The sequence below is a fragment of the Arthrobacter sp. 147(2020) genome, assembly GCF_013116715.1.
In the GTDB taxonomy this organism is placed as follows: domain Bacteria; phylum Actinomycetota; class Actinomycetes; order Actinomycetales; family Micrococcaceae; genus Arthrobacter_D.
In genome coordinates, this window is record NZ_JABFOM010000001.1 from 358,656 (window position 1) to 384,646 (window position 25,991).

General features: G+C 63.0%; 19 protein-coding genes and 1 riboswitch. Of the genes, 12 read left to right on the forward strand and 7 right to left on the reverse strand.

Going from position 1 to position 25,991, the window contains the following annotated elements:
- The first annotated feature begins 17 nt into the window (after nt 1–17).
- Nucleotides 18–1,418: a ParB/RepB/Spo0J family partition protein gene (locus HMI58_RS01745; RefSeq protein ID WP_171617925.1), complete on the forward strand. Its 1,401-nt coding sequence runs from the start codon at nt 18–20 to the stop codon at nt 1,416–1,418.
- Between the two features lie 1,543 nt (nt 1,419–2,961).
- On the opposite strand, the gene trxA is transcribed toward HMI58_RS01745, so the two are convergent.
- The 5 genes from trxA to HMI58_RS01770 all read right to left on the reverse strand — a co-directional run bounded on the left by trxA (nt 2,962) and on the right by HMI58_RS01770 (nt 8,610).
- A complete protein-coding gene (gene trxA / locus HMI58_RS01750; RefSeq protein ID WP_171584861.1) occupies nt 2,962–3,285 on the reverse strand; it encodes a thioredoxin in 324 nt (107 codons plus the stop codon).
- On the reverse strand, nt 3,282–4,352 hold the full coding sequence (gene trxB / locus HMI58_RS01755) for a thioredoxin-disulfide reductase (protein WP_171584860.1): 1,071 nt from the start codon (nt 4,350–4,352) through the stop codon (nt 3,282–3,284). Before trxB ends, trxA begins: the two co-directional genes overlap by 4 nt.
- Before the next feature lie 133 nt (nt 4,353–4,485).
- Nucleotides 4,486–6,033, reverse strand: coding sequence for an ABC transporter substrate-binding protein (locus tag HMI58_RS01760; protein ID WP_171617926.1), 1,548 nt, complete (start codon nt 6,031–6,033; stop codon nt 4,486–4,488).
- A 145-nt stretch (nt 6,034–6,178) separates the two neighbouring features.
- Nucleotides 6,179–7,798 (reverse strand): lipid II flippase MurJ, encoded by a 1,620-nt coding sequence (locus tag HMI58_RS01765; protein WP_240153715.1) that lies wholly within the window; start codon nt 7,796–7,798, stop codon nt 6,179–6,181.
- A 281-nt stretch (nt 7,799–8,079) separates the two neighbouring features.
- The gene (locus tag HMI58_RS01770) at nt 8,080–8,610 is read right to left on the reverse strand and encodes an NUDIX hydrolase (RefSeq protein WP_171584857.1); all 531 of its coding nucleotides are present in this window, start codon (nt 8,608–8,610) and stop codon (nt 8,080–8,082) included.
- Between the two features lie 149 nt (nt 8,611–8,759).
- Between HMI58_RS01770 and HMI58_RS01775 the strand changes: the two genes are divergently transcribed.
- Entirely contained in the window at nt 8,760–10,199 is a 1,440-nt protein-coding gene (locus HMI58_RS01775; protein WP_171617928.1) for a CCA tRNA nucleotidyltransferase, read from the forward strand.
- Nucleotides 10,200–10,225: 26 nt separating this feature from the next.
- Nucleotides 10,226–10,843: a histidine phosphatase family protein gene (locus tag HMI58_RS01780; RefSeq protein WP_225667850.1), complete on the forward strand. Its 618-nt coding sequence runs from the start codon at nt 10,226–10,228 to the stop codon at nt 10,841–10,843.
- Between the two features lie 12 nt (nt 10,844–10,855).
- Here HMI58_RS01780 and HMI58_RS14905 read toward each other — a convergent pair whose 3' ends face one another.
- Entirely contained in the window at nt 10,856–12,007 is a 1,152-nt protein-coding gene (locus tag HMI58_RS14905) for a DUF418 domain-containing protein (RefSeq protein ID WP_171617930.1), read from the reverse strand.
- Between the two features lie 502 nt (nt 12,008–12,509).
- Between HMI58_RS14905 and HMI58_RS01790 the strand changes: the two genes are divergently transcribed.
- The 4 genes from HMI58_RS01790 to HMI58_RS01805 all read left to right on the forward strand — a co-directional run bounded on the left by HMI58_RS01790 (nt 12,510) and on the right by HMI58_RS01805 (nt 16,944).
- The gene (locus HMI58_RS01790) at nt 12,510–12,827 is read left to right on the forward strand and encodes a hypothetical protein (RefSeq protein ID WP_171584853.1); all 318 of its coding nucleotides are present in this window, start codon (nt 12,510–12,512) and stop codon (nt 12,825–12,827) included.
- Nucleotides 12,828–13,100: 273 nt separating this feature from the next.
- Nucleotides 13,101–14,348: a D-inositol-3-phosphate glycosyltransferase gene (mshA, locus tag HMI58_RS01795; protein WP_171617931.1), complete on the forward strand. Its 1,248-nt coding sequence runs from the start codon at nt 13,101–13,103 to the stop codon at nt 14,346–14,348.
- Between the two features lie 41 nt (nt 14,349–14,389).
- The gene (locus tag HMI58_RS01800; RefSeq protein ID WP_171617932.1) at nt 14,390–15,154 is read left to right on the forward strand and encodes a phosphatase; all 765 of its coding nucleotides are present in this window, start codon (nt 14,390–14,392) and stop codon (nt 15,152–15,154) included.
- A gap of 98 nt (nt 15,155–15,252) precedes the next feature.
- A complete protein-coding gene (locus tag HMI58_RS01805; RefSeq protein WP_171617933.1) occupies nt 15,253–16,944 on the forward strand; it encodes a formate--tetrahydrofolate ligase in 1,692 nt (563 codons plus the stop codon).
- A 178-nt stretch (nt 16,945–17,122) separates the two neighbouring features.
- Here the strand turns inward: HMI58_RS01805 and HMI58_RS01810 are convergent, their stop codons facing one another.
- Entirely contained in the window at nt 17,123–18,208 is a 1,086-nt protein-coding gene (locus tag HMI58_RS01810; protein ID WP_171584849.1) for an inositol-3-phosphate synthase, read from the reverse strand.
- Between the two features lie 178 nt (nt 18,209–18,386).
- Here HMI58_RS01810 and HMI58_RS01815 point away from each other — a divergent pair, with 178 nt between their 5' ends.
- The 5 genes from HMI58_RS01815 to gcvP all read left to right on the forward strand — a co-directional run bounded on the left by HMI58_RS01815 (nt 18,387) and on the right by gcvP (nt 25,970).
- Nucleotides 18,387–19,832 carry a hypothetical protein gene (locus HMI58_RS01815; RefSeq protein WP_171617934.1) on the forward strand — a complete coding sequence of 482 codons (1,446 nt, stop codon included), beginning with the start codon at nt 18,387–18,389 and terminating at the stop codon, nt 19,830–19,832.
- Complete coding sequence (locus HMI58_RS14910; RefSeq protein ID WP_171617935.1) at nt 19,829–20,917, forward strand: peptidoglycan bridge formation glycyltransferase FemA/FemB family protein; 1,089 nt, start codon at nt 19,829–19,831, stop codon at nt 20,915–20,917. The genes HMI58_RS01815 and HMI58_RS14910 overlap by 4 nt, the downstream gene beginning before the upstream one ends.
- Nucleotides 20,910–22,364: an NAD(P)/FAD-dependent oxidoreductase gene (locus HMI58_RS01825; protein WP_171617936.1), complete on the forward strand. Its 1,455-nt coding sequence runs from the start codon at nt 20,910–20,912 to the stop codon at nt 22,362–22,364. The genes HMI58_RS14910 and HMI58_RS01825 overlap by 8 nt, the downstream gene beginning before the upstream one ends.
- A 144-nt stretch (nt 22,365–22,508) precedes the next feature.
- The gene (locus tag HMI58_RS01830) at nt 22,509–22,688 is read left to right on the forward strand and encodes a CsbD family protein (protein ID WP_171584845.1); all 180 of its coding nucleotides are present in this window, start codon (nt 22,509–22,511) and stop codon (nt 22,686–22,688) included.
- Between the two features lie 181 nt (nt 22,689–22,869).
- Nucleotides 22,870–22,972, forward strand: a riboswitch (glycine riboswitch).
- Between the two features lie 157 nt (nt 22,973–23,129).
- Nucleotides 23,130–25,970: an aminomethyl-transferring glycine dehydrogenase gene (gcvP, locus tag HMI58_RS01835; protein WP_171617937.1), complete on the forward strand. Its 2,841-nt coding sequence runs from the start codon at nt 23,130–23,132 to the stop codon at nt 25,968–25,970.
- The last annotated feature ends 21 nt before the right edge of the window (nt 25,971–25,991 follow it).

Here is a 25,991-nt window from a genome sequence, read left to right on the forward strand (position 1 = left end):
TCTGAAGGGACCGGCTCATGGTTGAGAAGCGACGCGGATTAGGGCGTGGACTGGGTGCGCTTATTCCGAGTGCCCCAGCAAGCGAACCCGCAGAGACGGCAGAATCCCCCGCTCCCCGCAGTGGGCGACCAGCTGACATGTTTTTCCCGGCAGCACCCGAACGAGGTGCGCGCGCCGCAGAGCGTGATACACCGGGTGGAACTTCAACGCGAACAGGGTCCGGCATCAACAAGGAGGCTCTCAGAGCTCCCACCCGTGAGGCCAAACGCAACTCTCCAAAGAGAGCCGCCACCACCGCGAGCCGTGACAAGACGACCAGAAGGCCCGAAGCCGCAAACAAGGGCGAGACCGCATCAGCTCCAATAGAGCGGGAAGCGCCTGAGCAGGACACCGAGAAGACCGAATTCACACCCGGTGCGGAATCCGGTCTCCCAACCGAGACAATGGTGAGTCCTTCAGCTGTGGATGCCGACGTGAATGAGAATACCGCAGCTGACGACACGTTCACTGCCGAATCTGTTTCAGAGGTGGTTCCCGGTGGGGATGGTGTTTCACGTGAAACCACTGTCGCTGAGAGTGGCCCAGTTCTGATGACAGTGCCGGGTGCAACCTTCGCCGAGATCCAGGTTGACCTCATCCATGCCAACCGGAAGCAGCCTCGTAGCGTCTTTGATGAAGACGAGATGGCGGAACTGGTCAACTCTATTCGGGAGATTGGTGTACTACAGCCCATTGTGGTTCGCCCCTCTTCCGAGGGTGGTGATCAGCCCTATGAACTGGTCATGGGTGAACGGCGGTGGCGGGCTACCCGAGAAGCTGGGCTGGACGCTGTGCCGGCCATCATTCGATCGACTACTGACGATGATCTTCTCAGGGACGCGCTTCTGGAGAACTTGCATCGTAGTCAACTGAACCCGCTTGAGGAAGCGGCTGCGTATCAGCAACTCTTGGATGATTTCGGTTGCTCCCACGATGAGTTGGCCGAACGAATCGGCAGGTCCCGTCCCCAGATATCCAACACCCTGCGACTGATGAAGCTTCCGCCCCTCGTTCAGCGGCGACTCGCGGCTGGCATCATCTCGGCAGGACATGCCAGGGCGCTGCTCGGACTGAGTGACCAGGTAGAGATGGAGAAGCTGGCACAGAAGATTGTTGCTGAAGGTCTTTCGGTACGTACTACCGAGGAGCTGGTGTCGATGAACGATGGGCTCAGGCGGCCGGTCAAATCATCCAGCCCCCGAGCGGGCGCCCGCCATGAACGCTTGGACTACCTTGCTACTTCGCTGTCCGATCGCTTGGATACCAACGTCAAGATCACGCTTGGTGCCCGGAAGGGTAAAGTCAGCATTGAGTTCGCCAGTGTTGACGATCTGAATCGGATCATGGGCGTATTGGGATCTGGTCAGCCCTCACAGTAACCGATCCTGTTTCACGTGAAACAGTTGATGAGATGTTTCACGTGAAACAGGGATGTATTCGCCTGGCGTAGATCTCGGGCTGAGGTAGCCCGGCAGGGCTGTCGGTGCCTTCAATTAGGCGACTGACGTCTCAGATTTTCTTGCCCAGGCTCTCTTTTTGGTCCGAAAAGGCACTAAAACAGACACCCGCGTTACCACAATGTGCCTGTTCGGTCGTTTCACGTGAAACTGATTCGCTCCAGCTCGCCAAGACCTGGCTACGAGCCGGGAAGCTCTCTGATTCTGCTGGACCGAATGGGTGGGTTGGCGGGTTTCACGTGAAACCGCCGCTGACACCCGGTGTAATGTGAAAGATGGACCGCTGCCCGCTGTGGTTCGGTACCTCGGCTGGATCGTATGCATGTTGCACGTGAAACACCGATCCCGGGAGCCCTGGCATCGGTAGGAATCGACAGTCCCACCAATCCAAGCGCTTCCATACTTCACTCCGACAGTAATTTTTTGAAATGACCAGATACGCAGCCGTAGGAACGCATGCTGCGTGGAATCGTACGAGAATTGAGCTCGACGTGGGTAGAAGGTGGACTCCGCTCAATTCGGTGCTACCTGTTCGATGACTATGCCTCGTTGGTTGACTAGAGGCCCTGATTGGGGTCCAGCGGGTCTGTGTTGAGCTGCACCAGAGTTTCACGTGAAACATAAGGAACCCTACCCTCGATATGGATGTGGGCAGCTTATGCACGGCTGCTCGGCAAGCTGTATTTGGACCCAAGGAGATAGCGGTCTGTCTGGGACTACCCCCTTTAGGCTCGTTATACAGGATTGTCTGTCGGTGCTGGCTATTTTGGATAGGTCACGGCAATTCATCAGGGCCGCCCTCATCAGTGAGCAGGCAGGACTGAAGAAGGCTCAGTAATATCGGGTGTCGGACAATTTCGCAGTCATACATGCCAAGCCCGGTAGGAGCTGGACCAATCAGGGAGACCTGGTGTTACCGGTCTACCGCTCGCCATTTTTCATGTGAAACGAGTATCCAGAGTATTTCGTCAACCAGAACTGGCGCTCCGCTAGCTATTGACGTTATGGGGGATTCGCAACTTTCTCAATCTATGGGTCACCTGACGCATGGATTGAGGTCGAGCGATCTGAGACAGACTCAACCGGGACCATCAAATTTGTCCGTAGCCGCCTATCACGGTGTGTTCAAGCCAACCATAAGAGCCTTGCTATTCGAGCGCAGCTGGGGTCGGGCGCGATAGCTCTGGACGCAACAACGCGAGGTAGGTCGCCGGGCTTCCTGAGTCGCGTGGATCTCTACTAGTGGCGATCCAGTCTTGCGGGCGACGGCAATGGTTTCACGTGAAACCACGATCCACATGACTCGTAATTTTTAGCTGCCCGCTTGACAGCGGCCTCGGGCACATGTATTTCATTCACATCCGCTACCGGAGGGCACTTAGTTTGTTGCCCACCTCTTAAACGGAAGGAGCCGCCGCACCTCTTTGGCGCGACGGCTCCTGGGACTGCAATTCGAGACGATGACCTACTTGATGAACTCAGCAAACTCCTGCTCGAGGACGGTCTTGGGCTTCGCGCCAATCGACTGCGCGGCAACAACTCCATCCTTGAAGACGTAGACGGCCGGAATCGAAGTGATCCCATACTTGGCTGCGGTTGCGGGATTGTCATCGACGTTGAGTTTCACAACATCAACCTTTTCAGCATGTTCTCCGGCGATTTCGTCGAGGATTGGTGACAACTTCCTGCAGGGTCCGCACCACTCGGCCCAGAAATCGACCAGAACGGGTTTGGTTGACTTGAGGACGTCGGTCTCGAACGAGGCGTCTGTTACTTCTCTGGCGGTCATAGTGATTCTCCTTGGGTGTTGCCGATAAGGCTGGGTTCTTCGGATACCTGCTCAGCAGGTGGGGTGGGGACTTCGGCCGCTGTGTCGACCGAATCGCCGAGGTCAGCCAGGTAGTGCTCAACATCGATAGCAGCGACACAGCCGGAGCCGGACGCGGTAATTGCCTGGCGGTAGGTCGGGTCAATGACATCACCCGCAGCGAACACGCCCGGGAGTGAGGTTTTCGACGTCCGGCCCTGAACCGCGATGGTTCCTTCTGAAGTGAGCTCCAAAAGATCCTTGACCAGGTCCACCCGAGGGTCGTTGCCAATGGCAACAAACACTCCGGTGACGTCGAGCTGTTGGGTGGAGTCGTCAACGGTGCTGGCGAGCCTTAGCCCGGTGACCTTTGCGTCCCCATCGATCCCTACTACCTCGGAGTTCCAGATGAACCGGATCTTCTCATGGCCAAGGGCGCGGTCCTGCATGATCTTTGAAGCCCGCAGGGTGTCCCTACGGTGGACAACAGTCACCGAACGGGCAAACTTGGTGAGGAAGAGTGCTTCCTCCATTGCCGAGTCACCGCCACCGATCACCGCAATATCCTGGTCCTTGAAGAAGAACCCGTCACATGTGGCGCACCAACTCACACCATGGCCGGACAACCGTTTCTCGTCTTCAAGACCCAGTTCACGATATTCAGATCCGGTCGAGACGATGATGGAACGGGCCAGGTAGGTTTCTCCGGTTCCGATTGTGACCCGCTTGATGTCATCAGACAGTTCAAGCTTGGTCACATCCTCGAAGAGGATCTCCGTACCGAATCGGATAGCCTGTTTCTCGAACTGTTCCATCAGGTCCGGACCCATAACTCCCTCGGGGAACCCTGGGTAATTCTCTACGTCAGTGGTGTTCATCAGTTCACCGCCAGCCTTCACCGAACTGGCAATCATCAAGGGCGCCAGATTGGCCCGGGCAGTGTAGACCGCAGCGGTGTATCCTGCAGGGCCAGAGCCGACGATGATGACATCGTGAATTTTCTGTGTGTCGTTGCTGGTAGTTCCGGACACGCCGGTATCAGTACTCACGGATTAAATGAACCTTCCTTTGTTGACACCACCACGGAAGCCGGGGGCTCGACGAGGCGGTTATTGATAAGAACCGTCTCATGGACCAGCTTATTCCGTTACGGGGCTGCCCCGGTCAACTCAGGAGGGAGGGTCAGGAAGCGCTGATCTCAGCGATGCGTACGCCCCAAGGGAAGACTGCCTGCACATTCGTCAGGCGCGGCAACTGGGTGAGGTTGACGATGATGTACTGGGCCGTAGCTGGTTCGCCATCGGCTCCTGGAGGAACAGGTATGTTGATGGTGGGTCCAGTGAACGAGCTCTGGGCAATTTGGTCCGCACCCTCGAGAGTCGGTTCATCATTCAGGAGCACGGTGAAACTGCCGCCAGACCCGTTGAGCTGCTGAATCTGGATCTGGTTGATGGTCGACTCCTCTTCGAGTTCAACAACCAGGGCCATATTCTGCGCAAGGCCACCGAAAGTCTCGTTCGCGAAAACAAGGCTGCCCCAGAAGCTGCCGGGGTTGCCGTCGATGATCTGAGGAAGATCCGCATCGCTTTCCGCGTTCAGCTCCGCGTTATCGGGAACCAGACGTGTCACAGCGGTGGGCACCGGGGCGACCGGTTCAACTGACGGCTCGGCGGTCTCCTCCCCTTCCTGGGTGGGGGTGGCAGCCCCCTCATCCGTTGGCTCCTCCTCTGCCTGGGTGGTGCTGGACCCAGGTCCTGCCGCAGGATCGGTGCCGAAGGAGCCGGTTAGCTGGTTCGCGGCCAGCGCCACCACCGTAACGAGAATGATCGCCAGCACTACACCAACCAGGACGCGGGTGTACTTGGGGTTGTTCCCACGGTCGTCATCCTCATCGTCGAGGTCGTAGCTGTCTTCCCCCGAACCCGTGCCACCGGCGGCCGCTGCCGCAGGGAAACGGGAGGCCGGGCGGCCCGGGGCTTCGTTTGTCACATCATCATCGGACTCATAATCGCTGTCTTCCCAGAGCGAAACCTTCGGCTGATCCCGGCTGGATGCACTGCCTGGATCGGTGACCCGCGGCGCCGATGAGGGAGGAGGGGGGACCTGTGGCCCGGAAGATGGGGCGGATGATGACTGTCCCGCACTGTCGCCACCTGGGACTGCCGCACCACCTGCCACACCCGCGGTGCTTGCTACACCTGCGGCGCCCGGGGATGACGAGTTTCTCCCGAACCTGGGTAGGCGCGCTTTCGGAAGACGGGATTTGCGGGGAGCACGGGGCTCTTCGTCGTCGTACACATAGTCGTCATCGTCGTCGTACGTCTCGGGCTCAGTGGACCGTGGGCCCCCGAATATCTCCGACCCGAGAGTGTCAGTGAAGAACGGCTCGACGAATGGCTCATCCTCGCTGGGTGCGGGTTCGTCCTGCGGCACCACCAGGTCCAGCAGGTCGGCTGCAGCCGCCCGGTTGGTTACCAAATAGGTACTCTCGTCCGTAACGCCCAGATCCAGCACCTGGATATTCCCCGCGCGTTCACCGGTCGCAACCTCGCGCGCTGTGGCCGCGATCTGGTCCGCGTTGGAAGCCGCGGCCACTAGGATACTGACGGGCCGGTTCAGGACCTGGTCCATCCCATCGAGCACCAGATCCCGGTCAGCAGAAGCCAGCACGTAGGCGGTGACCTTGTAGCGGCCTCCCAATACTGAACCAACATCTACTGGTTGTGGCACGTGTTCCTCCCGCGGAATGGCTGGATTATGGGCGCCGGTCAGGATCTCCTGGCCAGCACGACGATGAAGTGCTGATGATTCCTACCAATGCTACCGGTCAGCACCCTTGATACCCGGGTATTTCCCGGGTAACCCGGGGCTGGGTTCACTGGGTCCGGCGAAACCTGGCGAGCAGCGGACCCAGGAAGTCCTTCAATTCCTCGATGCGAAGGACTTTGAGCATCAGCAGGTAGATCGCGGCCATCAGCGTTCCGCAGACTGCGAGGACGATGAACGCGGCCGGCACCGACTGCCAGACGAAGCCGTCGAGTTCGTAGCCGCCGAAGAGCCACAGCCCGGCCGAGCCAGCCGCGGCAGCAACGATTCCGGCAAGAGTCAGCCGCACATGGATGTCGTAGACGTGCCCGGCGCCGTAGGAGCCGATCTTGCGGACGAGGAACAGATGACTGACGACGATGGCGATCACGTTGCCCAGGGTGAAGCTCACGGCTAGGGCCGGGACGATGTATTCCGGTGACAACGTCCCGGATAGAAGCGCCAGGCCTACACCGACGACGGAGAGGATGAGTTGGATGCGCAGCGGCGTGACCGCGTCCTCTGCAGCGTAGAACACTCGGTTCAGGAAGAAGTTGGCGCTCAGGAAGGGTGCGCCGACCGCGAGCAGGGAGATCAGCAGCGCGTTCAGGGCACCGTCGGGGCGGATCCCTCCGGAGAACAGCATCCCCAGGGGTATGGCCAGGGCGAGGAGCACTGAGGCCCCGAAGACTGTTGCCACTCCCATGATGCGCAGGCCGCGCGAGAGGGTTTCCTTGATCAGCGCGAGATCATTGTTGCTGTGGGCGGCCGCCAACTGATTAAACATGACGGTGGCAATCGACAGGGCGATCACCGAGTGCGGCAACACATAGACGAGGGTTCCGATGTCCAGGTTGAATGGGCCGGCTATCTGCTGGGGAGGAACGCGGGCCAGGTAGTCGGGGCGGGCCTCGGCAGCGATCGATGCCACCCGGATGTTGACCAGGTACAGTCCGTTGCCCACCAGCATCGTGATGATGGTGATCGAGGCGAGCTTGCCGGTACGGCCCAGGCCAACTCCTCGCCAGCCGAAGGTGGGTTTCAGGCCAAGGCCGAGTTTTTTCAGGGGCCAGAACAGGACCAGGGCCTGGATGACGATGCCCAGGGTGGTTCCCCCCGCCAGCAGCAGCGTCTGGGAGGACGTCCACGTCTCCGGGGTATGGGTGCTCTCCAGCTGGGAGCCCATCAGCATGATAAACGCCACCAGGGCGGCGATCGAGACGATGTTGTTGGCGACGGGAGCCCACATATAAGGACCGAATGAGCCGTTCGCATTCAGCACCTGGCCGATGATTGCGTACAGTCCGTAAAAGAAAATCTGGGGGAGACACCAGTAGGCAAAGACGGTTGTCAGGGCTAGCCGTTCACCGGAAAAATCAGTGACCACGTTGGCGATCAGCGGCGCCGCCAGCGTCACCAACACGGTCAGGACCAGGAGCACGATGAACGCGAGGGTGATTAGACGACTGATGAAGTCGGCTCCGCGATCCGGGTTTCTGGTGGCCCTGATGATCTGCGGCACCAGGACAGCGTTGAAGACGCCTCCGGCCACCATCAAATAGATGAAGTTGGGAAGACCGTTGGCGATGGAGAACGCGTCGACAACCCCACCGGAGGCGCCGAGGGCCGTCGCGAGCAAGGCCACCCGGACCAGGCCGAGCACTCTCGATACCAGAGTGCCCGCAGCCATGATCGCACTGGAGCGCGCTGTGGTGTCCGGGCCGCTAACGGGTTCGGGACTGTCCTCCGCCTCGGAGGATCGCGTAGAGGGGTCGTCGGGGTGGACCGTGCGGCTGGGCAAGATCCCAGAGTCCTGGACGGGAAGCGAGGCTGTGTTTGAGTCCGACATCGTTGTCTATAGTCTCACCACTGGCACGGTCTCGTTAATTGCGAGTCACCCACTGCCGTGGTGAATTCCGGTTGTGTTGCCCACCGTAGTGACCCGTTAGTCGCGGTGTCACAGTCACTTGCTCAGAGGTAGTCCGGCAGAACTTCCCGTGCCAGGTCAGCGATACGGCGCTCGTTGGGGAAGGAAAGTTTCTTGCCCAGGTCAGCCAGCGGCACCCACGCGACGTCCACAGCCTCATGATCAGGGTCGTTTTCGATGGTCAACCTGCCACCCGTGGCGACAAGGAGGTAATGGTGAACGGTTTTGTGGACGCGGTGGCCGCTAACGGTGAACCAGTAGTCGATGCTTCCGAGTGCTTTGAGGATCCGGCCCTGAATACCGGTTTCCTCTTCGATTTCCCGTACCGCTGCCTCTGAGTTGTTCTCTCTGCCCTCGGGGTGTCCCTTGGGTAGGCACCATTCAAGGCGTCCGCCTCGGTTCAAGCGGGCGATGATCGCGACGTTCAGGTGCTCGTCGGAGGTATCAACCACGATTCCGCCCGCTGATACCTCTTCGACCGTGGGAAGGGACTGGTGGACCTGTGGCGCGCCAGCACTGCCCATTGACACTGTCAACGGGGTCCGCTTTGGTGCGCTCGGAACAGGACGGTCCATGCAGTCCACTCTAACGATCTTTCCCTCCGGCTGATGACGATCCACGGCCATTGCCCTCCTTCTGGGCCTGATCCCGCGTGTCGCCGCTGCTGGGTGCCCCGGGTCCCCATAGTGGAGTTTTCCTTGTCATCTGGCACCCTTAAAGCACTATGGTGCACCTGCTGGACAACTCAACCCTTACCGCCCCCCTCCCACCGGTCGTTACCGAATTGGGACAGCTCTTCGCCGGCGCGGGATACGAACTGTCGCTGGTCGGTGGCCCCGTGCGCGACCTGTTCCTGGGCCGGACCTCCCCGGACCTCGATTTCACTTCCAATGCCACCCCGGACCAGACGCTTGACGTGATCCGCCGGTGGGCGGACTCGTACTGGGAGATTGGGCGGGATTTCGGCACTATCGGGCTCCGCAAGGGCGGCTACCTGATTGAGGTGACCACGTACCGGGCGGAGGCCTACGACCCTGCCTCACGCAAACCGGTAGTGGCCTTCGGCGACACCCTCGAGGATGATCTGCTCCGGCGGGATTTTACGATCAACGCCATGGCACTGCGTCTTCCCTCGCTGGAACTCGTTGATCCGTATGGCGGTGTCAGGGACCTGCGGGCGGGTGTATTGCGGACCCCCGGAGCGCCGTCGTTGTCGTTCTCGGATGACCCGCTTCGGATGATGCGGGCCGCGCGCTTCGCATCCCAGTTGGGTATCTCCGTTTCCAGCGAGGTTTCCGAGGCCATGACGTCCATGGCCGGCCGGATCACGATCATCTCTGCTGAGCGCGTACGGGACGAACTGACCAAGCTCATTCTCGGTGATGCGCCGCAGCGAGGCATCGACCTGATGGTGGAGACCGGCCTGGCCGACTTTGTGCTGCCGGAGGTCTCGGCGTTGCGGCTGGAAATCGACGAGCACCACCGGCACAAGGATGTCTATCAGCATTCCCTGACTGTGCTGGAACAAGCCTGCCGACTTGAAACCGCTGCGGACGGGCCGGTCCCCGGCCCGGACTTCGTGCTGCGCTTCGCGGCACTCATGCACGATGTCGGCAAACCCGCCACCCGCAAGTTCGAACCGTCCGGGGCGGTGAGTTTCCGGCACCACGACATGGTGGGATCGAAGCTCACCGCGAAGCGGATGAAGACACTGAGGTTCGACAATGATTCGATCAAGGCGGTTTCACGGCTGGTGGAGTTGCACATGCGGTTCTACGGTTACGGGGAAGCCGGGTGGTCGGATTCAGCGGTTCGCCGATACGTCAACGACGCGGGAAACCTGCTGGAGCGCCTGCATCGGTTGACCCGTTCTGACGTCACCACCCGTAACCAACGCAAGGCAGAGCGCCTGGCCTTCGCCTATGACGATCTTGAAGCCCGCATCGCAGCTCTTGCCGAACAGGAAGAGCTGGAATCGATCAGGCCCGACCTGGACGGTGCGCAGATTATGGAGCTGCTGGGAATCAAACCCGGACCGGTAGTGGGCAGGGCCTACCGATTCCTTCTGGAGGAACGAATGGAACACGGCCCGCAGTCCCCTCACGAAGCCGAGGCAAAACTTCGCTCATGGTGGGCCGCTCAACCAGAGTCGGTGACCCCGTGACCCTGTCCGGTGCTGCATCACCGGACCTGACCCCGGCTGGAACCCCGCTGCCACACCTGTGGCTACTCCGGCACGGGGAGACCGAGTGGTCCCGGGATGGAAACTACACCGGACTCACTGATCTACCGCTAACTGTCAACGGTGAAGGACAAGCCGTGGAGTCTGCCAGGCACCTTGCAGGAATCCAGTTTGATGCCGTGTACTCTTCCCCGTTGCAGCGTGCGGTGCGGACCGCCCATCTCGCGGGCTACAGCAATCCCCAGATTCTTCCGTACGCGCATGAGTGGGATTACGGCGACAACGAGGGCCGCAGCAGCGCCCTGGTCCGGGCTGAGAACCCCGGCTACCTGATCTGGAACGACGGGGTGCCCAACGGAGAAAGCCTTGCCCAGGTAGCCGATCGAGCCGACCGGGTGGTTTCCCTGGTGCAGGCCGGCTGCGGTACACCCGCCGATCAGGACCCCTCGGCATCGCCAGCTCGCAATGTGTTGCTGGTGGCCCACGGACACTTCCTACGGGTAGTCGCCGCGCGCTGGTTGGAGATGAATCCAGCCGAAGGGCGCAGGTTTGTGCTGGGCACCGCGGCGGTCTGTGCCCTCGGCTGGGACAAGCGGACGCCCGCCATCGTGCACTGGAATCTTTAGCGAACACACATGTTAACCGGCGGGTTTGCGGTGCCGCCGGCCATAGGTGACCCGGCGCAGCAGTGACTCCAGGGGGCCGGCGTTGAACCTGGACAACCAAATCCTGCTCAGGACCACCTGGACAGTGAAGAGCGCGACGACGACCGCCAGCACCAATGCGGGCGGGAGCACGTTGGTCAACCCCAGTCCGAGCCCGGTGAAGAGCAGCGCCAGGACGAGTGACTGCCCCACATAGTTGGTCAACGCCATGCGACCCGTCGGAGCGAGCACCTTCAGGACAGCACGACCGACCCGCGAGCGGAACAGCAGCAGGACCAGGCATACATAACCGGCGGTCTGCAGGGGAGCCGTCAGGGTGGTCACCCCGGTTGCGAGCAACGAAAAACGTTCCCGGTCCGCGTAATACAGCAGGTAGGCCTGGCTTCCCGCCGCGAGCAAACCAATGGGTAGGCAGATGAACGCGATGCGGCGGAGTTCTGAGCTGTTCAGGCGCCGCTCCAGCACACCGGAGCGTGCGGCGGCCAGGCCCAGCAGGAACATTGAGAGGGCAAGCGGACCCTGGAAGAAGAGCACCGAGGGCAGCACCACCAGGTAGCTCTCCAGATTTGCCGCTACCGCCGCGCCGGGCCCCGCGGTCAATGTCGCGAGGTCAGGGCCGGCCAGTACTGACTCCATTGGCGCGTTGACGGCAGCAACAACAGCTCCGATGGCGATGAGCAGGGCCCCCATAGCAGCGGTGATACCCACGGCGGCCAGGATCGCACCTCGCTGGCTAATGCTCCGGAGTCCAAGGAGGATCAGTCCAATGACCGCATAGGTGAGCAGGATGTCGCCGTAGTACAGCAGCATCCCGTGAGCGAGGCCGAGTACCGCGAGGCCGGTCAATCGACGCAGCGTGCGGGGTACCGGGGACAGTTGTGCGCGACTGGCAGCCTGCTCCTGCAGGTGGAAGCTGTACCCGAACAGGAAGGAAAACAGGATGTAGAACTTCCCCTCAAACAACGTCGCCGCGGCGAAGCGCACGGCCACATCCGTCGCCGAGGAGTGATCGGGGCTTATCCTGCCGGAAAAGGTCCACGGGTCAGCGAAGAACCAGATGTTGACGGCAAGGATGCCGAGGAGGGCAAACGCACGAAGCCCATCAAGTTCACGGAGCCGCTCCACGACCGCTTCCCCATTTCGAAATTCTCATTGCCTACAGTCGCAGGTTCGCCCAGCCTAACCCGTCGTTTATGGGAGCGGCCGATGTAGGCCTGGACCGATGAAAGTTCCGCACCAGCCAAAATTTCTATGATTCGTTGCCAAAAGGGCTAGCCGGTGGTGCGCAACGTGGGGTAGCTTTGGGATGTGCCATTGGGAGTTCTCAATCCGATCACCAGTTTGCTGGTCGATTAGCGAATTCAGGCACTGTTTCTATTGGCGCACTACACGAAAGGGAGGTGGGAACTGTGAATAACAAACTACGCCGAACATTTACCGCGTACACCAGTCCGGCCTCCGTCGTTGCTGCGCATTAACTAGCTGCCGACCGTTCGCCCCGAGTCTTCCGGGCGTTCCATCTGCATCACCCTTTTGCTCAGGCGGCCTCCGCCTCTCTGCGTTCGCTTCTGCACGCCCGTCCTCACCGGAGGACTCTTCGTTAACCCCTCAAATCCAGGAGATCCCTGTGCCCACCTTGCTGTCCACCACCTCACCCATCGCGCCGGAACCCGGCGCCACCACCCAGACCGGCGCCACCCGTCGGCATGGCGAGTTCATCATGGCTGGCAGTCTTACCGCCGCCGGTGATCCGGAGCAGATTGCGCCCGGCACGCCAGCAACGGTGATGCCCAACTACGCCCACCGAGAGGAGGTGCAGATTATGTTGAAAAAGCTCCGGGACGGTGTTTCCCTGTGGAAACGAATACCCAACGCGCCTCCCGACTCCGCCAGGGAATCAGTCTCACGTTTTGTCCTGCCGCAGCACACCATGCACATCAAGTAAGTGGTTCATCCACGCTGCCGCAGATCCGTCCCTGGCCTTGTTCGACGACCGCGAAGGAGGAACTGATGCACGTCATTAGTCCCACCGACAGTGAAGCCCGCGCTTCCCAGCGCGGGCTTTGCGCCTTTAACCCGAAATGACAATCCAGGACAGCGGTTCCTACCCGGAATGTGCAGCCCGCACAGCACGTTATATGGTCAATAGCGGCGGCTACCTGTCCGCTGATGCAAGCGCCCTGCAGTTCCGGCGGGCAACCAGGCGAGAGGAGACCTCATGCCGCCAGTGAAACGCGTGGCAATGCTGTCTCTGCACACCTCCCCGCTGGATCAACCCGGGGCGGGCGACGCCGGCGGGATGAATGTGTACGTGAGGTCCCTTGCCCTCGAACTTGCCCGCGTCGGCATCGACGTTGAGATTTTCACCCGTGCCGCCTCCGAAGGCCAGCCGCACTCCGAGGAACTGGCTCCCGGAGTCATGGTCAGGCACCTTCGGGCTGGCCCCCAGCGCAAAGTGCCCAAGGAACAGTTGCCGGACCTCTCGGAATCGTTCACCGACGCCATCGCCGAGGTCACCGATCTTTTGGCCGACGGTCACTTCGATGTCATCCACTCGCACTACTGGGTGTCCGGGAGCGTGGGCCTGACAGTCGGAGCCAGCCTGAACCTTCCGCTGGTCCATTCAATGCACACCATGGCGCGGGTGAAGAATATTCGGCTGCATACCGGTGGCACCCCCGAGCCGGACGTCCGGGTGCTCGGTGAACAAACAATCGTCGACGGCGCGTCCCGGCTCATCGCCAATACCACCACCGAGGCCGCCGAACTGGAGTCCCTGTACGGCGCTGTCCCCGAAAGGGTAGACATCGTTGCCCCCGGTGTTGACCTGGAAACGTTCAACCCCGGTTCCCGGGAAGCTTCCCGGGCCAGCCTCAACTTCCCTCCCGAAGCGTTCCACGTGGTGTTCGCCGGACGAATCCAGAAACTCAAGGGCCCACAGGTGCTGGTCGCCGCCGCCGCGGACCTCGCAGCGCGCCGCCCCGATATCCCCCTGCAACTGAGCATCCTTGGCTCCGGTAGCGGCGCGGAGGCGTTGCGGTTGCAGCCCCTCATTGACGACGCCGGCCTGCAGGGCAGGGTTCAGCTCTACCCGCCGGTGCAAGCGAACCAGCTTGCGCACTGGTTCCGCGCAGCAGACCTCGTGGCGATGCCGTCCTTCAGCGAGTCCTTCGGCCTGGTGGCGCTCGAGGCGCAGGCATGCGGCACCCCCGTACTTGCCGCAAACGTCGGCGGGTTGCCCCAGGCCATCAGCGACGGGCGCACCGGCATCCTGGTGAACGGGCATACGCCGGAACTCTGGTCGGCGGCACTGGAGTCCATGTACGACGACGCCGGCACCCGCGCGTTGCTGGGCCGGGGTGCAGCGATCCACGCGCTGGCCTTCGGCTGGCAACGCACTGCCCTCCTGACTGCTCAAAGCTACCGCACCGCCGTGGAGCGCTTCCAGGAGGCCGCAGCACGCTGACCCGCCCGGAGGGGCCCGTAGGCCTCACCTAGGATGGGAGGGTGAACTCCACCGAACTTGCCGCCTACCTCGACTCTGTCCTGATCACCGGAGCGGTTGCCACCGACCGCCGTGACAACCTCCGCCACATGCAGCTGTTTCTTGAGGGCAGCGAGCACCTGGGGTTCGGGGTACGCACCACGCGCGAGTGGACAGTCGATGAGGTGTTCGACCTGATGCACGAACGGGTCGGCATCAACCCTGACCGTTCCCACCTCTCCGGGCAGGACACCATCGACGCGGCCAAGTGCGTCGCCGCGCTGGATCGTTTCGCTGCCGTCTTCGGCGCTGCGGTCGCAGCCGGACACCGGATTCTCTTCGCCACCGGCCACCCCGCTGGCCTCCTCCCGGTCCACGCAGCCTTGGCCGCCGCGGCACGTGCGGCCGGCGCCACGGTGGTTGAAGTTCCCGAGGGCCAACACTTCGGGGCGGGTGACATCCGGCAGCTCTTCGGGGTGCTGGTCTGGCACCAGCACGGGTCCCTGATGCACACCCACTCCCCAGATCCCATGCAGCTGAGCCTTGAGTTGCTGGCAGCGACCGGGGAGCCGAGCCCCGACCTGGTGGTGGCGGACCACGGCTGGGCGGGATTCGCCGCCAGCGCCGGCATCCCCGCGCTGGGCTTCGCCGACTGCAACGATCCCGGCCTGTTCGTTTCGGAAGCTGAGGGGCAGCTGGCCGTTGCTGTTCCGCTCGACGACAACGTGTGTCCCGGACTCTATGAACCGATGATCCAGTACCTGCTGGAGCGGGCCGGGCTCCGCTGAGCAACGGTGGGCCGCTGGTAGATTTGGCGTGTGCCCCGACCCCCGGGTACACGCCGGACCCCCATCCCCGCGCCACGAGCCCAGAGGATATGTCGACAATGAAGTCTTTGCCCACACCCGCCAGTGACCTGGACATCGCCCGCAACGCTGCCATCCAACCCATCGACGAGATTGCCGCCGGAGCGGGTATCCCGGCGGAGGCGCTTGAACACTACGGCAGGTACAAGGCCAAGATCAATACCCGCAAGCTGCGCACCGTCCCGGGGAAGGAACCGGGCAAGGTGGTCCTCGTCAGCGCCATGAGCCCTACCCCGGCCGGTGAGGGAAAATCGACCTGTACCGTCGGACTGGCTGACTCCCTCGCGCGATCCGGGCGCAACGTGATGATCGCCCTCCGCGAGCCGTCCCTGGGACCAATCCTTGGCATGAAGGGCGGTGCGACTGGCGGCGGGTACTCCCAGGTGCTGCCGATGGAGGACATCAACCTTCACTTCACCGGAGATTTCCACGCGGTAACCTCAGCGAACAATGCGCTCATGGCACTGGTGGACAATCACATCTACCAGGGCAACCAGCTGAACATCGACCCCCGCCGGATCACTTTCAAACGTGTCCTGGACATGAATGACCGGGCACTGCGGGAGGTAGTGATCGGGCTGGGTGGGCCCACCCAGGGCACCCCCCGTCAGGACGGGTTCGACATTACTGTTGCCTCCGAAATCATGGCTGTCTTCTGCCTGGCCTCGGATCTCGCGGACCTCAAGGACCGGTTGGCACGGATCACCTTCGGGTACACGTTCGACCGGCAGCCCGTCACCGTGGGGGACCTGGGGGTGGAGGGTGCCCTCACCCTGCTGCTCCGCGACGCGATTAAACCCAACTTGGTGCAAAGCATCGCCGGCACCCCGGCACTGGTGCACGGGGGCCCGTTCGCCAACATCGCCCACGGCTGCAACTCGGTGATCGCCACCACCACTGCCCGTCAGTTAGCGGACATCGTGGTCACCGAGGCAGGCTTCGGCGCCGATCTTGGCGCGGAGAAGTTCATGGATATCAAGGCGCGCTTCGCCGACGTCGCGCCTGCCGCCGTCGTCATCGTCGCCACCATCCGCGCCCTGAAAATGCACGGTGGTGTAGCGAAGGCGGACCTGCGGGAACCGGACACCGCGGCCCTGGAAACGGGGGTCGCGAACCTGCGACGCCATGTGCACAACGTCGAAAAGTTCGGCATCACACCGGTGGTCGCGATCAACCGGTTCACCACCGACACCGAAGAAGAGCTCCAGTGGCTGCTGTCCTGGTGCGCAGGCGAGGGGATCGAAGCGGCCGTCGCGGACGTCTGGGGAGCAGGTGGTGGCGGCTCGGGTGGGGATGAGCTGGCAGCCAAGGTCCTCACCGCACTGGACGGGCCGCAGGACTTCCATCATCTGTACCCGCTGGAGCTCCCGGTCGAGGACAAGATCCGGACAATTGTCCAGGAGATCTACGGCGCCGACGGCGTCGACTTCTCCGTGCCAGCGCTCCGCAGGCTCGCCGAGATCGAAGCCAACGGATGGGGACATTTACCGGTTTGTATGGCGAAAACCCAGTACTCTTTCTCCGACGACCCCACGGTGCTCGGCGCCCCCAAGGGGTTCACTGTGCACGTTCGCGATCTGATCACGAAGACCGGGGCCGGTTTCATCGTTGCCCTGACCGGAACGGTGATGACGATGCCGGGACTACCGAAGGATCCCGCGGCAATGCGCATGGACGTGGACGACGACGGCGGCGCCGTCGGGCTCTTCTAGACCCGTCCTTCCACACCCGTGGCCACAGCGTTTCCCCCGGCTGTGGATGAAGCTGTGGATAACACGTCCGTTAAATGGCGGACGCGTCGGCGGTGGTACCGGAGAGGGGCCCGGAGGCCAAGTTCCTGCACCACCGCCGACGCGTCCCACCGTAAGGCTACGCCGGTGTGCTGCGGGTCTAGCGGTCGAGCTCTCCGCGGATGAAGGCTTCGACCTTCTCGTGGGCGATGTCGTCGGCGAACTGTTCCGGCGGGGACTTCATGAAGTAGCTGGACGCTGAGAGCAGCGGTCCACCGATTCCACGGTCCAGGGCGATCTTCGCCGCACGGATCGCGTCGATGATGACGCCGGCCGAGTTCGGTGAGTCCCACACCTCAAGCTTGTACTCGAGCGAGACAGGCGCGTCACCGAAGTTGCGGCCCTCCAGACGGACGAAGGCCCATTTCCGGTCGTCAAGCCAGGCGACATAGTCGGACGGGCCGATGTGCACATTGCGCTCACCGAGGTCGGCCTGCACGTTCGACGTCACAGCCTGTGTCTTGGAGACCTTCTTGGACTCCAACCGGTCGCGCTCGAGCATGTTCTTGAAGTCCATGTTGCCGCCGACGTTCAGCTGGTAGGTGCGGTCCAGGGTGACCCCGCGGTCCTCGAACAGCTTCGCCATCACGCGGTGCGTGATGGTGGCACCGATCTGGCTCTTGATGTCGTCCCCGACAATTGGCACTCCGGCGGCAGTGAACTTGTCTGCCCACTCCTTGGTGCCGGCGATGAAGACGGGGAGTGCGTTGACGAACGCCACTTTCGCATCGATCGCGCACTGGGCGTAGAACCGTGCAGCGTCTTCCGACCCGACGGGCAGGTAGCAGACCATGACGTCAACCTGGTTGGCCTTGAGCTCCGCGACAACGTCAACGGGCTCGGCATCTGATTCGACGATGGTTTCGCGATAGTACTTGCCCAGGCCGTCCAGGGTGTGGCCGCGCTGCACCTTGATGCCGGTGGGGGGTACATCGGCGATCTTGATGGTGTTGTTCTCACTGGCGCCGATGGCGTCGGCGAGGTCCAGCCCCACCTTCTTGCCGTCGACGTCGAAGGCAGCAACAAACTCAACGTCATTGACGTGGTACTTGCCGAACTCCACGTGCATCAGCCCGGGAATCGACGCCGTCGCGTCCGCATCCCGGTAGTAATGAACGCCTTGTACCAGTGACGCCGCACAGTTGCCGACACCAACAATTGCCACCCTAATGGGGTTAGTTCCCACGGTTCTCCTCTTGAAATCACTTCTTTTGCCGGCCCGCCGGATTTTTCCCGTAACGGACTGAACAGCTAATCCAGTCTACTTCTTATTCTCAACACAGATTTTTCCCGAAGCATTCCAGCATCCTGATATATCAGCCAGTTCGGTGTTGGATGTCCCGCCCGCTGGGTAGGCTTCAGGCATGGGAACCGGTCGATCCCGGCGTCGGCCGGTACGCATTTCGGTGCCGTCGCGCGCCGACTCGCTCCTGCGAAAGTTCACGGAGCTGGTTGGCGGACCACTGGGCAGGCGGACCAGTCCCGGAGTCATTGACCCCGGGGTGTTCAGTGTGGAGCGGGTCCTGGTCCTGCTCACCACGGGAGCGGCAGTCATCGCGATCCTGTTGAAGAACCCCTGCCGGATCGCGGGCTGGGCCAGCCCCGGTCAGTACTACATGGCATGCCAGTCCCAATGGCCCGAAGCGTTTGTCAGCCTGGAAAGCGGAACCTCCTTCCTGCAGCTCGGACACTCGGCCCTCACTGGCGCCCTCGCCGGTGCGACTGCCCAACTGGTGCCTTTGGGCAGTACCCTGCGCTATTACGACCAACACTCAGTCCTGGCAGTGGCAGCATGGCTGGTGACCGTTTACGCAACGGTACGCATGACCAACCGCCGTCCGTGGGACGCAGCGATGGTGGCAGTTGCACCGATGATCATCGTGGCTGGTTTCCTGGGCTGGGATTTGTGGGCGGCCATGTTCGCGTCGCTCGGAATGCTCGCCTTCGCGCGCGGCGGTTTCTCCCGGGCCGGAATATTCCTGGGGCTGGGCACAGCGGTGGCTGGCTATCCGGTGCTGATATTCGCAGCAATGGCGCTCCTTGCGCTGCGCACCCGGCTGGTTGGGGGAGCCGCCATGACCGGGGCGGTGCTCGCCGCCACCTGGCTGGCAACCAACCTCCCCTTCGCACTCCTGGACGCCCGCGCCTGGTCGGCGCACTTCACTAGCCTGCTATCGCGCGACGCCGACTATTCCTCTATTTGGTTTGCCTACAACTCTTTGGCCGCCCGTGCCGGTGGACGGGAACTGGATGCCACATTCACTACGGTGGCGTCCGGGCTTCTGACCGTAGTTTTGTGTACCGGCATCGCCGTCCTCACCCTCCGGACGCACCGCCGTCCACGTTTGGCGCAGGTGGCGTTGCTGTTGGTGGGTGTCCTCATCCTGGCGGGGAAAGGATACTCCCCACAGCATACAATCTGGCTGGTTCCCCTCGTTGCGCTTGCCTACCCGAAATGGCGGACTTTCCTGGTGTGGCAGCTCCTCGAAGTAGCGCACTGGTGGACCCTCATGATGTATCTCGGCAAGGAAAGCAGCGGTGGCAACGCCCAGAACAATATCGACCTGCCCTACTATCTGCTCTTCGCCTTCGCGCATATGCTTTCCACGGCATATATCATGTATCGCGTCATGGAGGGCATGATCGACCCCGCGCAGGACCCGGTGCGCCGGCTCACTATTGACGACCCACAGGGTGGGCCGTTCGACCACGCTGCCGACCACCGGAAGCCGGACCGGCGCCACGCTGCGGCCACCGGTACTCGGGTACGCTTGAGCCGTCCCTCCCCAGAACCGAAAGATCACCCGTGACAGTAGCTGCCCTACGCTCTGAGAAACTCTCCACTGAAGCTTTCGGGTCCCTCGCGGCAGCGCACCCCACAGTGGTGATTCCTCTTGAGCAGACTCCGCAGTGGGCAGCCTTCGAAGCCAGCCGTGGCCGCACGCCCCACGGTCTCTGGGCCTATTACGACGACGGCGCCCTGGTGGCGGTCGCCAGTTTCCTGAGGAGCACCCGACGCCTCAGGGACTCACTGGTGGCTGTCAATGGTCCTGTCTGGTTCGCCGAGCGCACCCCGCTGGCAGAGGCACGACTGCTGAAGACCGTCCAGGAGCAGTTCCGCGCCGATCCCGAAGTGGCCCCGCTCTACGTCCGCCTGCAGGTGCAGCATCCGCAGGATCCGGCGACCGGTCCGCTGGAACACGGCTGGTACGAACGGGAGATCGTCGTCGACCTCACCCCCAGCGAGGCAGACATCTACAAGGCGTTCCGGCCCAATGCCCGGAACAGCATCCGCCGTGCAGAACGGGCCGGCGTTCAGGTGCGCAGCATTGACCGCGCCGAGTGGTCCACCGTCTTCCGCAACGAGTTGTTCCCCATCCTGGAGGAAACTGCGGCACGGGACGGCTTCGCCAGTTTCGAATCGGCCTACTACGAGCAGCTCCTCGAGCAGCTCGGGGATCACCTCCGCCTGATGGTGGCCTACCTCGACGGCGAGGCCATCAGCTGGCTCATCACCACCGAATACCGGGGGTACTCGGTCTACTACTTCGCCGCCAGCACGCACGCGGCGCGGAAGATCTTCGCCCCGTATCTGCTGCTCTGGCACGCGTTCAAGGCACTCAAGGCCGCCGGGAACCACAGCTGTGGCCTGACGGGGATCGTGAGCGAGAACTACCCGCAGCTGATCAACGTCACTACCTTCAAGCGGAACTTTTCCCGGAATGTGGTCGAGGTTCCCACCACCTACGATGTGCCCCTGCACCCGGTCCGGTACCGGGCCATCGCCACCGCCTTCACTGCGCGGCGCACCCTCCCGGCCAAGGGGCGCACAGTCCTCGCTGCGGTGAAGACCCGGGCCGGCTCGCTACTGCCCCGCCGGACCACCAGTGACTGACGCAGCGGTCGTCGGCGCTGGGCCCAACGGGTTGGCAGCCGCAGTGGTCCTCGCCCGGGCGGGGCTGAGCGTCAGGCTGTACGAAGCGGCGCCGACCATCGGAGGCGGCGCCCGTACGGAGGAGCTCGTACCTGACCACCTGCATGACCTGTGTTCCGCCGTGCACCCCATGGCGCTGGCTTCCCCGTTCTTCAGGGAGTTCGAGCTTCGGCGCCGCATCGACTTCGCGGTCCCGGAGATCTCCTATGCCCACCCGCTCGACGGCGGCAGGGCAGGTCTGGCGTACCGTGACTTGGCACGGACCGTCGAGGGACTCGGGCGGGACGGGCCCGCCTACCGTCGGCTGATGGAGCCGCTGGTAGGCAACATCGAAGGCACCCTCGACGTCGCCCTCAACCACCTGCTGCGCCTCCCGCGGCACCCGGCCGCTGCGGTCCGCTTCGGCCTGGCCGCACTCGATCAGGGCACCCACCTGTGGAACCGACGGTTCAGTACCGATCTGGCCGCTGCCCTCTTTACCGGAGTGGCAGCGCATCCGGTCGGTACCCTGCCCTCGCTGCCCTCGGCTGGCGCCGGGCTGATGTTGGGTGCACTGGCGCACGCGGGCGGCTGGCCCATCCCGCGGGGCGGGTCGCAGTCGATCGCCGATTCGATGGCTCAGGACCTGGTGGCCCACGGCGGGGAAGTTGTCACCGATTACACGATCGAATCGCTCTCCGAGCTCAGCGGCGTGCCGACGGTGCTCCTTGACGTTGCCCCGCCATCGCTGATCCGGCTCGCGGCCGGCCGGCTGCCGCGGACGTACGAACGCGCGCTTGAGAGGTTCCGGTTCGGCGACGGCGCTTGCAAGGTGGCGTTCATCCTTTCCGGTCCGGTGCCCTGGAGCAACCCGGAGGTGGCCGGCGCCGGAACGGTGCACCTGGGGGGAACCCGCGCTGAGATTGCCGCATCCGAGGCCGACGTCGCCGTCGGACTTCATCCGGCCAACCCCTACGTGCTGCTCTCCCAGCCGTCCCTGTTCGACCCGTCGCGCGCGCCTGCCGGTCGCCACATCCTGTGGACGTATTGCCACGTCCCCAGCGGGTCGACCCGCGACATGGCCGAGGCGGTTACCGCGCAGATCGAGCGCTTCGCCCCGGGTTTCCGGGACGTCGTCGTGGGTGCCTTCACGACAACCGCGGCCGACCTGGCCGCCTCCAACGCCAACTATGTCGGCGGTGACTTTGGCGGCGGGGCCGTGACCCTCGGTCAGCTATTGGCCCGCCCAGTCCTTTCACCCGCGCCGTGGCGGACACCGCTGGACGGGGTCTACCTCTGTTCCGCCTCGACTCCGCCCGGACCGGGAGTGCACGGCATGGCGGGGTTCCACGCGGCCCGGCTGGCCCTCCGTGACGTCTTTGGACTACCATCCCCGGCACTTGGTGTCGGCGCCGGGCCAGCCGCCTGAATCCTCACCGGAGGGCGCTTCAGTGAACCTATGAAAAAATATCCTGGAAATCGCCGTGAGGTTTTCCTGGCTGGAACGTCTTAGAACTGTAGGCACCTTTCAAGAGCGGGCCTGTCACCATCTATTCCAGAGAGAAGGATTCCCATGAGCTTCATTGACAAGGCAAAGAACAAGGCCGAAGAGCTGACCGGTAAGGCAAAGGAAGCCGTTGGCGACGCGACCAACAACCAGGACCTCAAGGTCGAGGGGCAGGCCGACCAGGGGTCGGCCCACACTAAGCAGGCCGGCGAGAATATCAAGGATGTCTTCAAGGGCGACAAGTAGCCTCTGCGGCGCAGGGACCGGCCACTTCTGGCCGGTCCTTTCGTGTGTTTTCCGCAGCGTCCCGTTGACGGCCTGCAACTTCAGCGGGGAGAGCTTCCGCACGCTGGCTGGGGTTGCCTTTTGGCACTGACGCATGGCGCCTAGTAAGCTGGGTCACGATTCTCAAAAATTTCATAGCCTTCGATCTGCAGCGGGAGAGTACTTCCGTAGACACACACTCCGGCAGGCGCCGTAGGAGCAAATCCTCCCCAGGAATCTCTCAGGCCCAGTACCGCTGCGGCTAGGCAACTCTGGAAAGCAGGCGGGCCCGCGGGCTCACCTCACCGACGGTGCAAGCAGGCATGGAGTCCTGCGGAATCTCTCAGGTCCCATACAGAGCGGGGAGGAACTCACCATCGTCCGGACAGACGCCTACGCCCGGACCCCATCAAGGGAGTTCCCATGACCGCTCAGCCCCTCACCGAATCAACCTTCGCCGACCGCCACATCGGCCCGCGCTCAACCGACGCCGCGCAAATGCTTACTATGCTCGGCTACCCCAGCCTCGACAAGCTGGTCGAGGTAGCGGTACCAGCCAACATCCGCTCCGCCGAGGCCCTTAACCTCCCGGCGGCCCTCAGCGAGACCCAGGTGCTGGCCCAGCTGCGTGAGATCGCTGGCCGAAACACCACTGCAGTCCAGATGATCGGCCAGGGCTATTTCGACACCGTGACACCACCGGTGATCCGCCGCAACGTCCTCGAGGCCCCCGCCTGGTACACCGCCTACACTCCCTACCAGCCGGAAATCTCCCAGGGCCGGCTGGAAGCCCTCCTGAACTTCCAGACCATGGTCCAGGACCTCACCGCCCTGCCCATCGCTAACGCCTCGCTACTCGACGAAGCCTCAGCTGTCGCCGAAGCGGTCCTGCTGATGCGCCGGTCCGGCAAGAACAAGGGCAAGACAGTGCTCGACGCCGATTGCCTCCCGCAGACGATCGCCGTCGTCCGTGGCCGCGCCGAAGCCCTCGGATTCGAGGTGGAGGTCGCCGACCTCGCCCAGGGACTCCCCGACGGCGACATCAATGGCGTCGTCCTGCAGCAGCCCGGGGCATCCGGTGCCCTCCGTGATCACCGGTCGCTGATTGCAGCAGCCCACGACGGCGGTGCCCTGGTCACTGTGGCAGCCGACCTGCTCGCGCTCACCCTCATTACGCCCCCGGGCGAGCAGGACGCCGATATCGCGGTCGGCTCCGCGCAGCGTTTCGGTGTCCCCCTCTTCTTCGGCGGCCCCCACGCGGCCTACATGGCGGTGCGCAAGGGCTTGGAGCGGATGCTCCCCGGCCGGTTGGTCGGCGTTTCCAAGGACGCCGACGGTGCCCCCGCCTACCGCCTTGCACTCCAGACCCGTGAGCAGCACATCCGGCGGGAGAAGGCCACCTCCAACATCTGCACCGCCCAGGCGCTGCTGGCCATCGTCGCCAGCATGTACGCGGTCTATCACGGCCCCGACGGTTTGAAGGCAATCGCCCAGCGGGTGCACGGACACGCCACCACACTGGCAGCGACCCTGACTGGCGCCGTGACAGTGGTCCACTCAGACTTCTTCGACACCCTGCTCCTCAACGTCCCCGGCAAGGCGCGGGACTTCCAGTCCAAGGCGGAGGCCGCGGGCATCAACCTGCGGTTCGTCGACGAGGACCACCTGGGCGTCTCCTGCGACGAGACCACCACCGAAGATCACCTGGCCACGCTGGCCGGGGTCTTCGGCGTCGGGCAGGTCGCTGACCAGGAATCCGCTTCGGCCGAGCTTCCTGCCGACCTGATCCGGACCTCTTCCTACCTGACCCACCCGGTCTTCTCCAGCCACCGCTCCGAAACCCAGCTCCTGCGGTACCTCCGCCGTCTCTCCGACAAGGACCTGGCCCTGGACCGCACCATGATCCCGCTGGGATCGTGCACCATGAAACTGAACGCGACAGTGGAAATGGAGCCGATCTCCTGGCCGGAGTTCGCGACCATCCACCCCTTCGCCCCCGAGCACCAGACCGAAGGGTGGCGCTGGCTGATCCAGGATCTGGAGGACAAGCTCGCGGAGATCACCGGTTACGCCAAGGTCTCCATCCAGCCCAACGCCGGATCGCAGGGTGAACTGGCCGGCCTGCTCGCCATCCGCGGCTACCACCGGTCCCGCGGCGATCAGGACCGCAACGTCTGCCTGATCCCCTCGTCCGCCCACGGCACCAACGCTGCATCGGCAGTGCTCGCCGGAATGAAGGTGGTGGTCGTCAAGACGGCCGACAACGGCAACATCGACCACGATGACCTGAAATCGAAGATCGCCCAGCACGCGGAGCAGCTCTCGGCCATCATGATCACCTACCCGTCCACCCACGGTGTGTTCGAAGAGGACGTCCGCTGGGTCTGCGGCCAGGTGCACGACGCCGGCGGCCAGGTCTACATCGACGGCGCCAACCTCAACGCCCTCGTCGGTCTCGCCAAGCCGGGGGAGTTCGGTGGCGACGTGTCACACCTGAACCTTCACAAGACCTTCTGCATCCCCCACGGCGGAGGTGGACCCGGTGTCGGGCCAGTCGCCGTCGCCGCCCATCTGGCACCGTTCCTGCCGGGAGACGCAGCCGAGCAGGGCGCGGGAGCCGAAGGCGTCCCCATCTCTGCTTCCCGTTACGGGTCCGCCGGCGTGCTTCCCATCTCCTGGGCATACGTCGCGCTGATGGGCGCCGAGGGGCTCACCTCGGCGACCGGTCACGCCCTGCTGGCAGCCAACTATGTCGCCGCCCGCCTGACCGAGCACTTCCCCCTCCTCTACTCGGGGGAGAAGGGCCTGGTAGCGCACGAGTGCATCCTCGACCTTCGGCACCTGACCGCCGCCACCGGGGTCACCGCCGAAGATGTCGCCAAGCGGCTCATCGACTATGGGTTCCATGCTCCGACGCTCAGTTTTCCCGTCGCTGGCACCCTGATGGTGGAGCCCACCGAGTCCGAGGACATTGGTGAGCTGGACCGTTTCATCGACGCGATGATCGCGATCAAGGGTGAGATCGACGAGGTGCAGGCGGGCAAGTACACGCTGGAGCAGAGCCCCCTGCGCCAGGCGCCGCACACCGCCTTCGCCTTGATCAGCGACACCTGGGACCAGGCGTACCCCCGTGAACTGGCCGCCTACCCGGTGCGCTCGCTCAAGCACAACAAGTATTTCCCTCCGGTCCGCCGGATCGATGGCGCGCACGGCGACCGTAACCTGGTGTGCTCCTGCCCACCCATCGAGGCCTTCGAAGACTAAGGCCCGTCCCCGTCCGGCCGC

What these genes read in the sequence shown, in the direction of transcription:
- HMI58_RS01775 (WP_171617928.1), top strand. Translation starts at nt 8,760, where the DNA reads ATGGTGCACCTGCTGGACAACTCAACCCTTACCGCCCCCCTCCCACCG.
- HMI58_RS01830 (WP_171584845.1), top strand. Translation starts at nt 22,509, where the DNA reads ATGAGCTTCATTGACAAGGCAAAGAACAAGGCCGAAGAGCTGACCGGT.
- HMI58_RS01770 (WP_171584857.1), bottom strand. Translation starts at nt 8,610, where the DNA reads ATGGACCGTCCTGTTCCGAGCGCACCAAAGCGGACCCCGTTGACAGTG.
- HMI58_RS01815 (WP_171617934.1), top strand. Translation starts at nt 18,387, where the DNA reads ATGGGAACCGGTCGATCCCGGCGTCGGCCGGTACGCATTTCGGTGCCG.
- trxA (WP_171584861.1), bottom strand. Translation starts at nt 3,285, where the DNA reads ATGACCGCCAGAGAAGTAACAGACGCCTCGTTCGAGACCGACGTCCTC.
- HMI58_RS01805 (WP_171617933.1), top strand. Translation starts at nt 15,253, where the DNA reads ATGAAGTCTTTGCCCACACCCGCCAGTGACCTGGACATCGCCCGCAAC.
- mshA (WP_171617931.1), top strand. Translation starts at nt 13,101, where the DNA reads ATGCCGCCAGTGAAACGCGTGGCAATGCTGTCTCTGCACACCTCCCCG.
- HMI58_RS01765 (WP_240153715.1), bottom strand. Translation starts at nt 7,798, where the DNA reads ATGGCTGCGGGCACTCTGGTATCGAGAGTGCTCGGCCTGGTCCGGGTG.
- gcvP (WP_171617937.1), top strand. Translation starts at nt 23,130, where the DNA reads ATGACCGCTCAGCCCCTCACCGAATCAACCTTCGCCGACCGCCACATC.
- HMI58_RS01745 (WP_171617925.1), top strand. Translation starts at nt 18, where the DNA reads ATGGTTGAGAAGCGACGCGGATTAGGGCGTGGACTGGGTGCGCTTATT.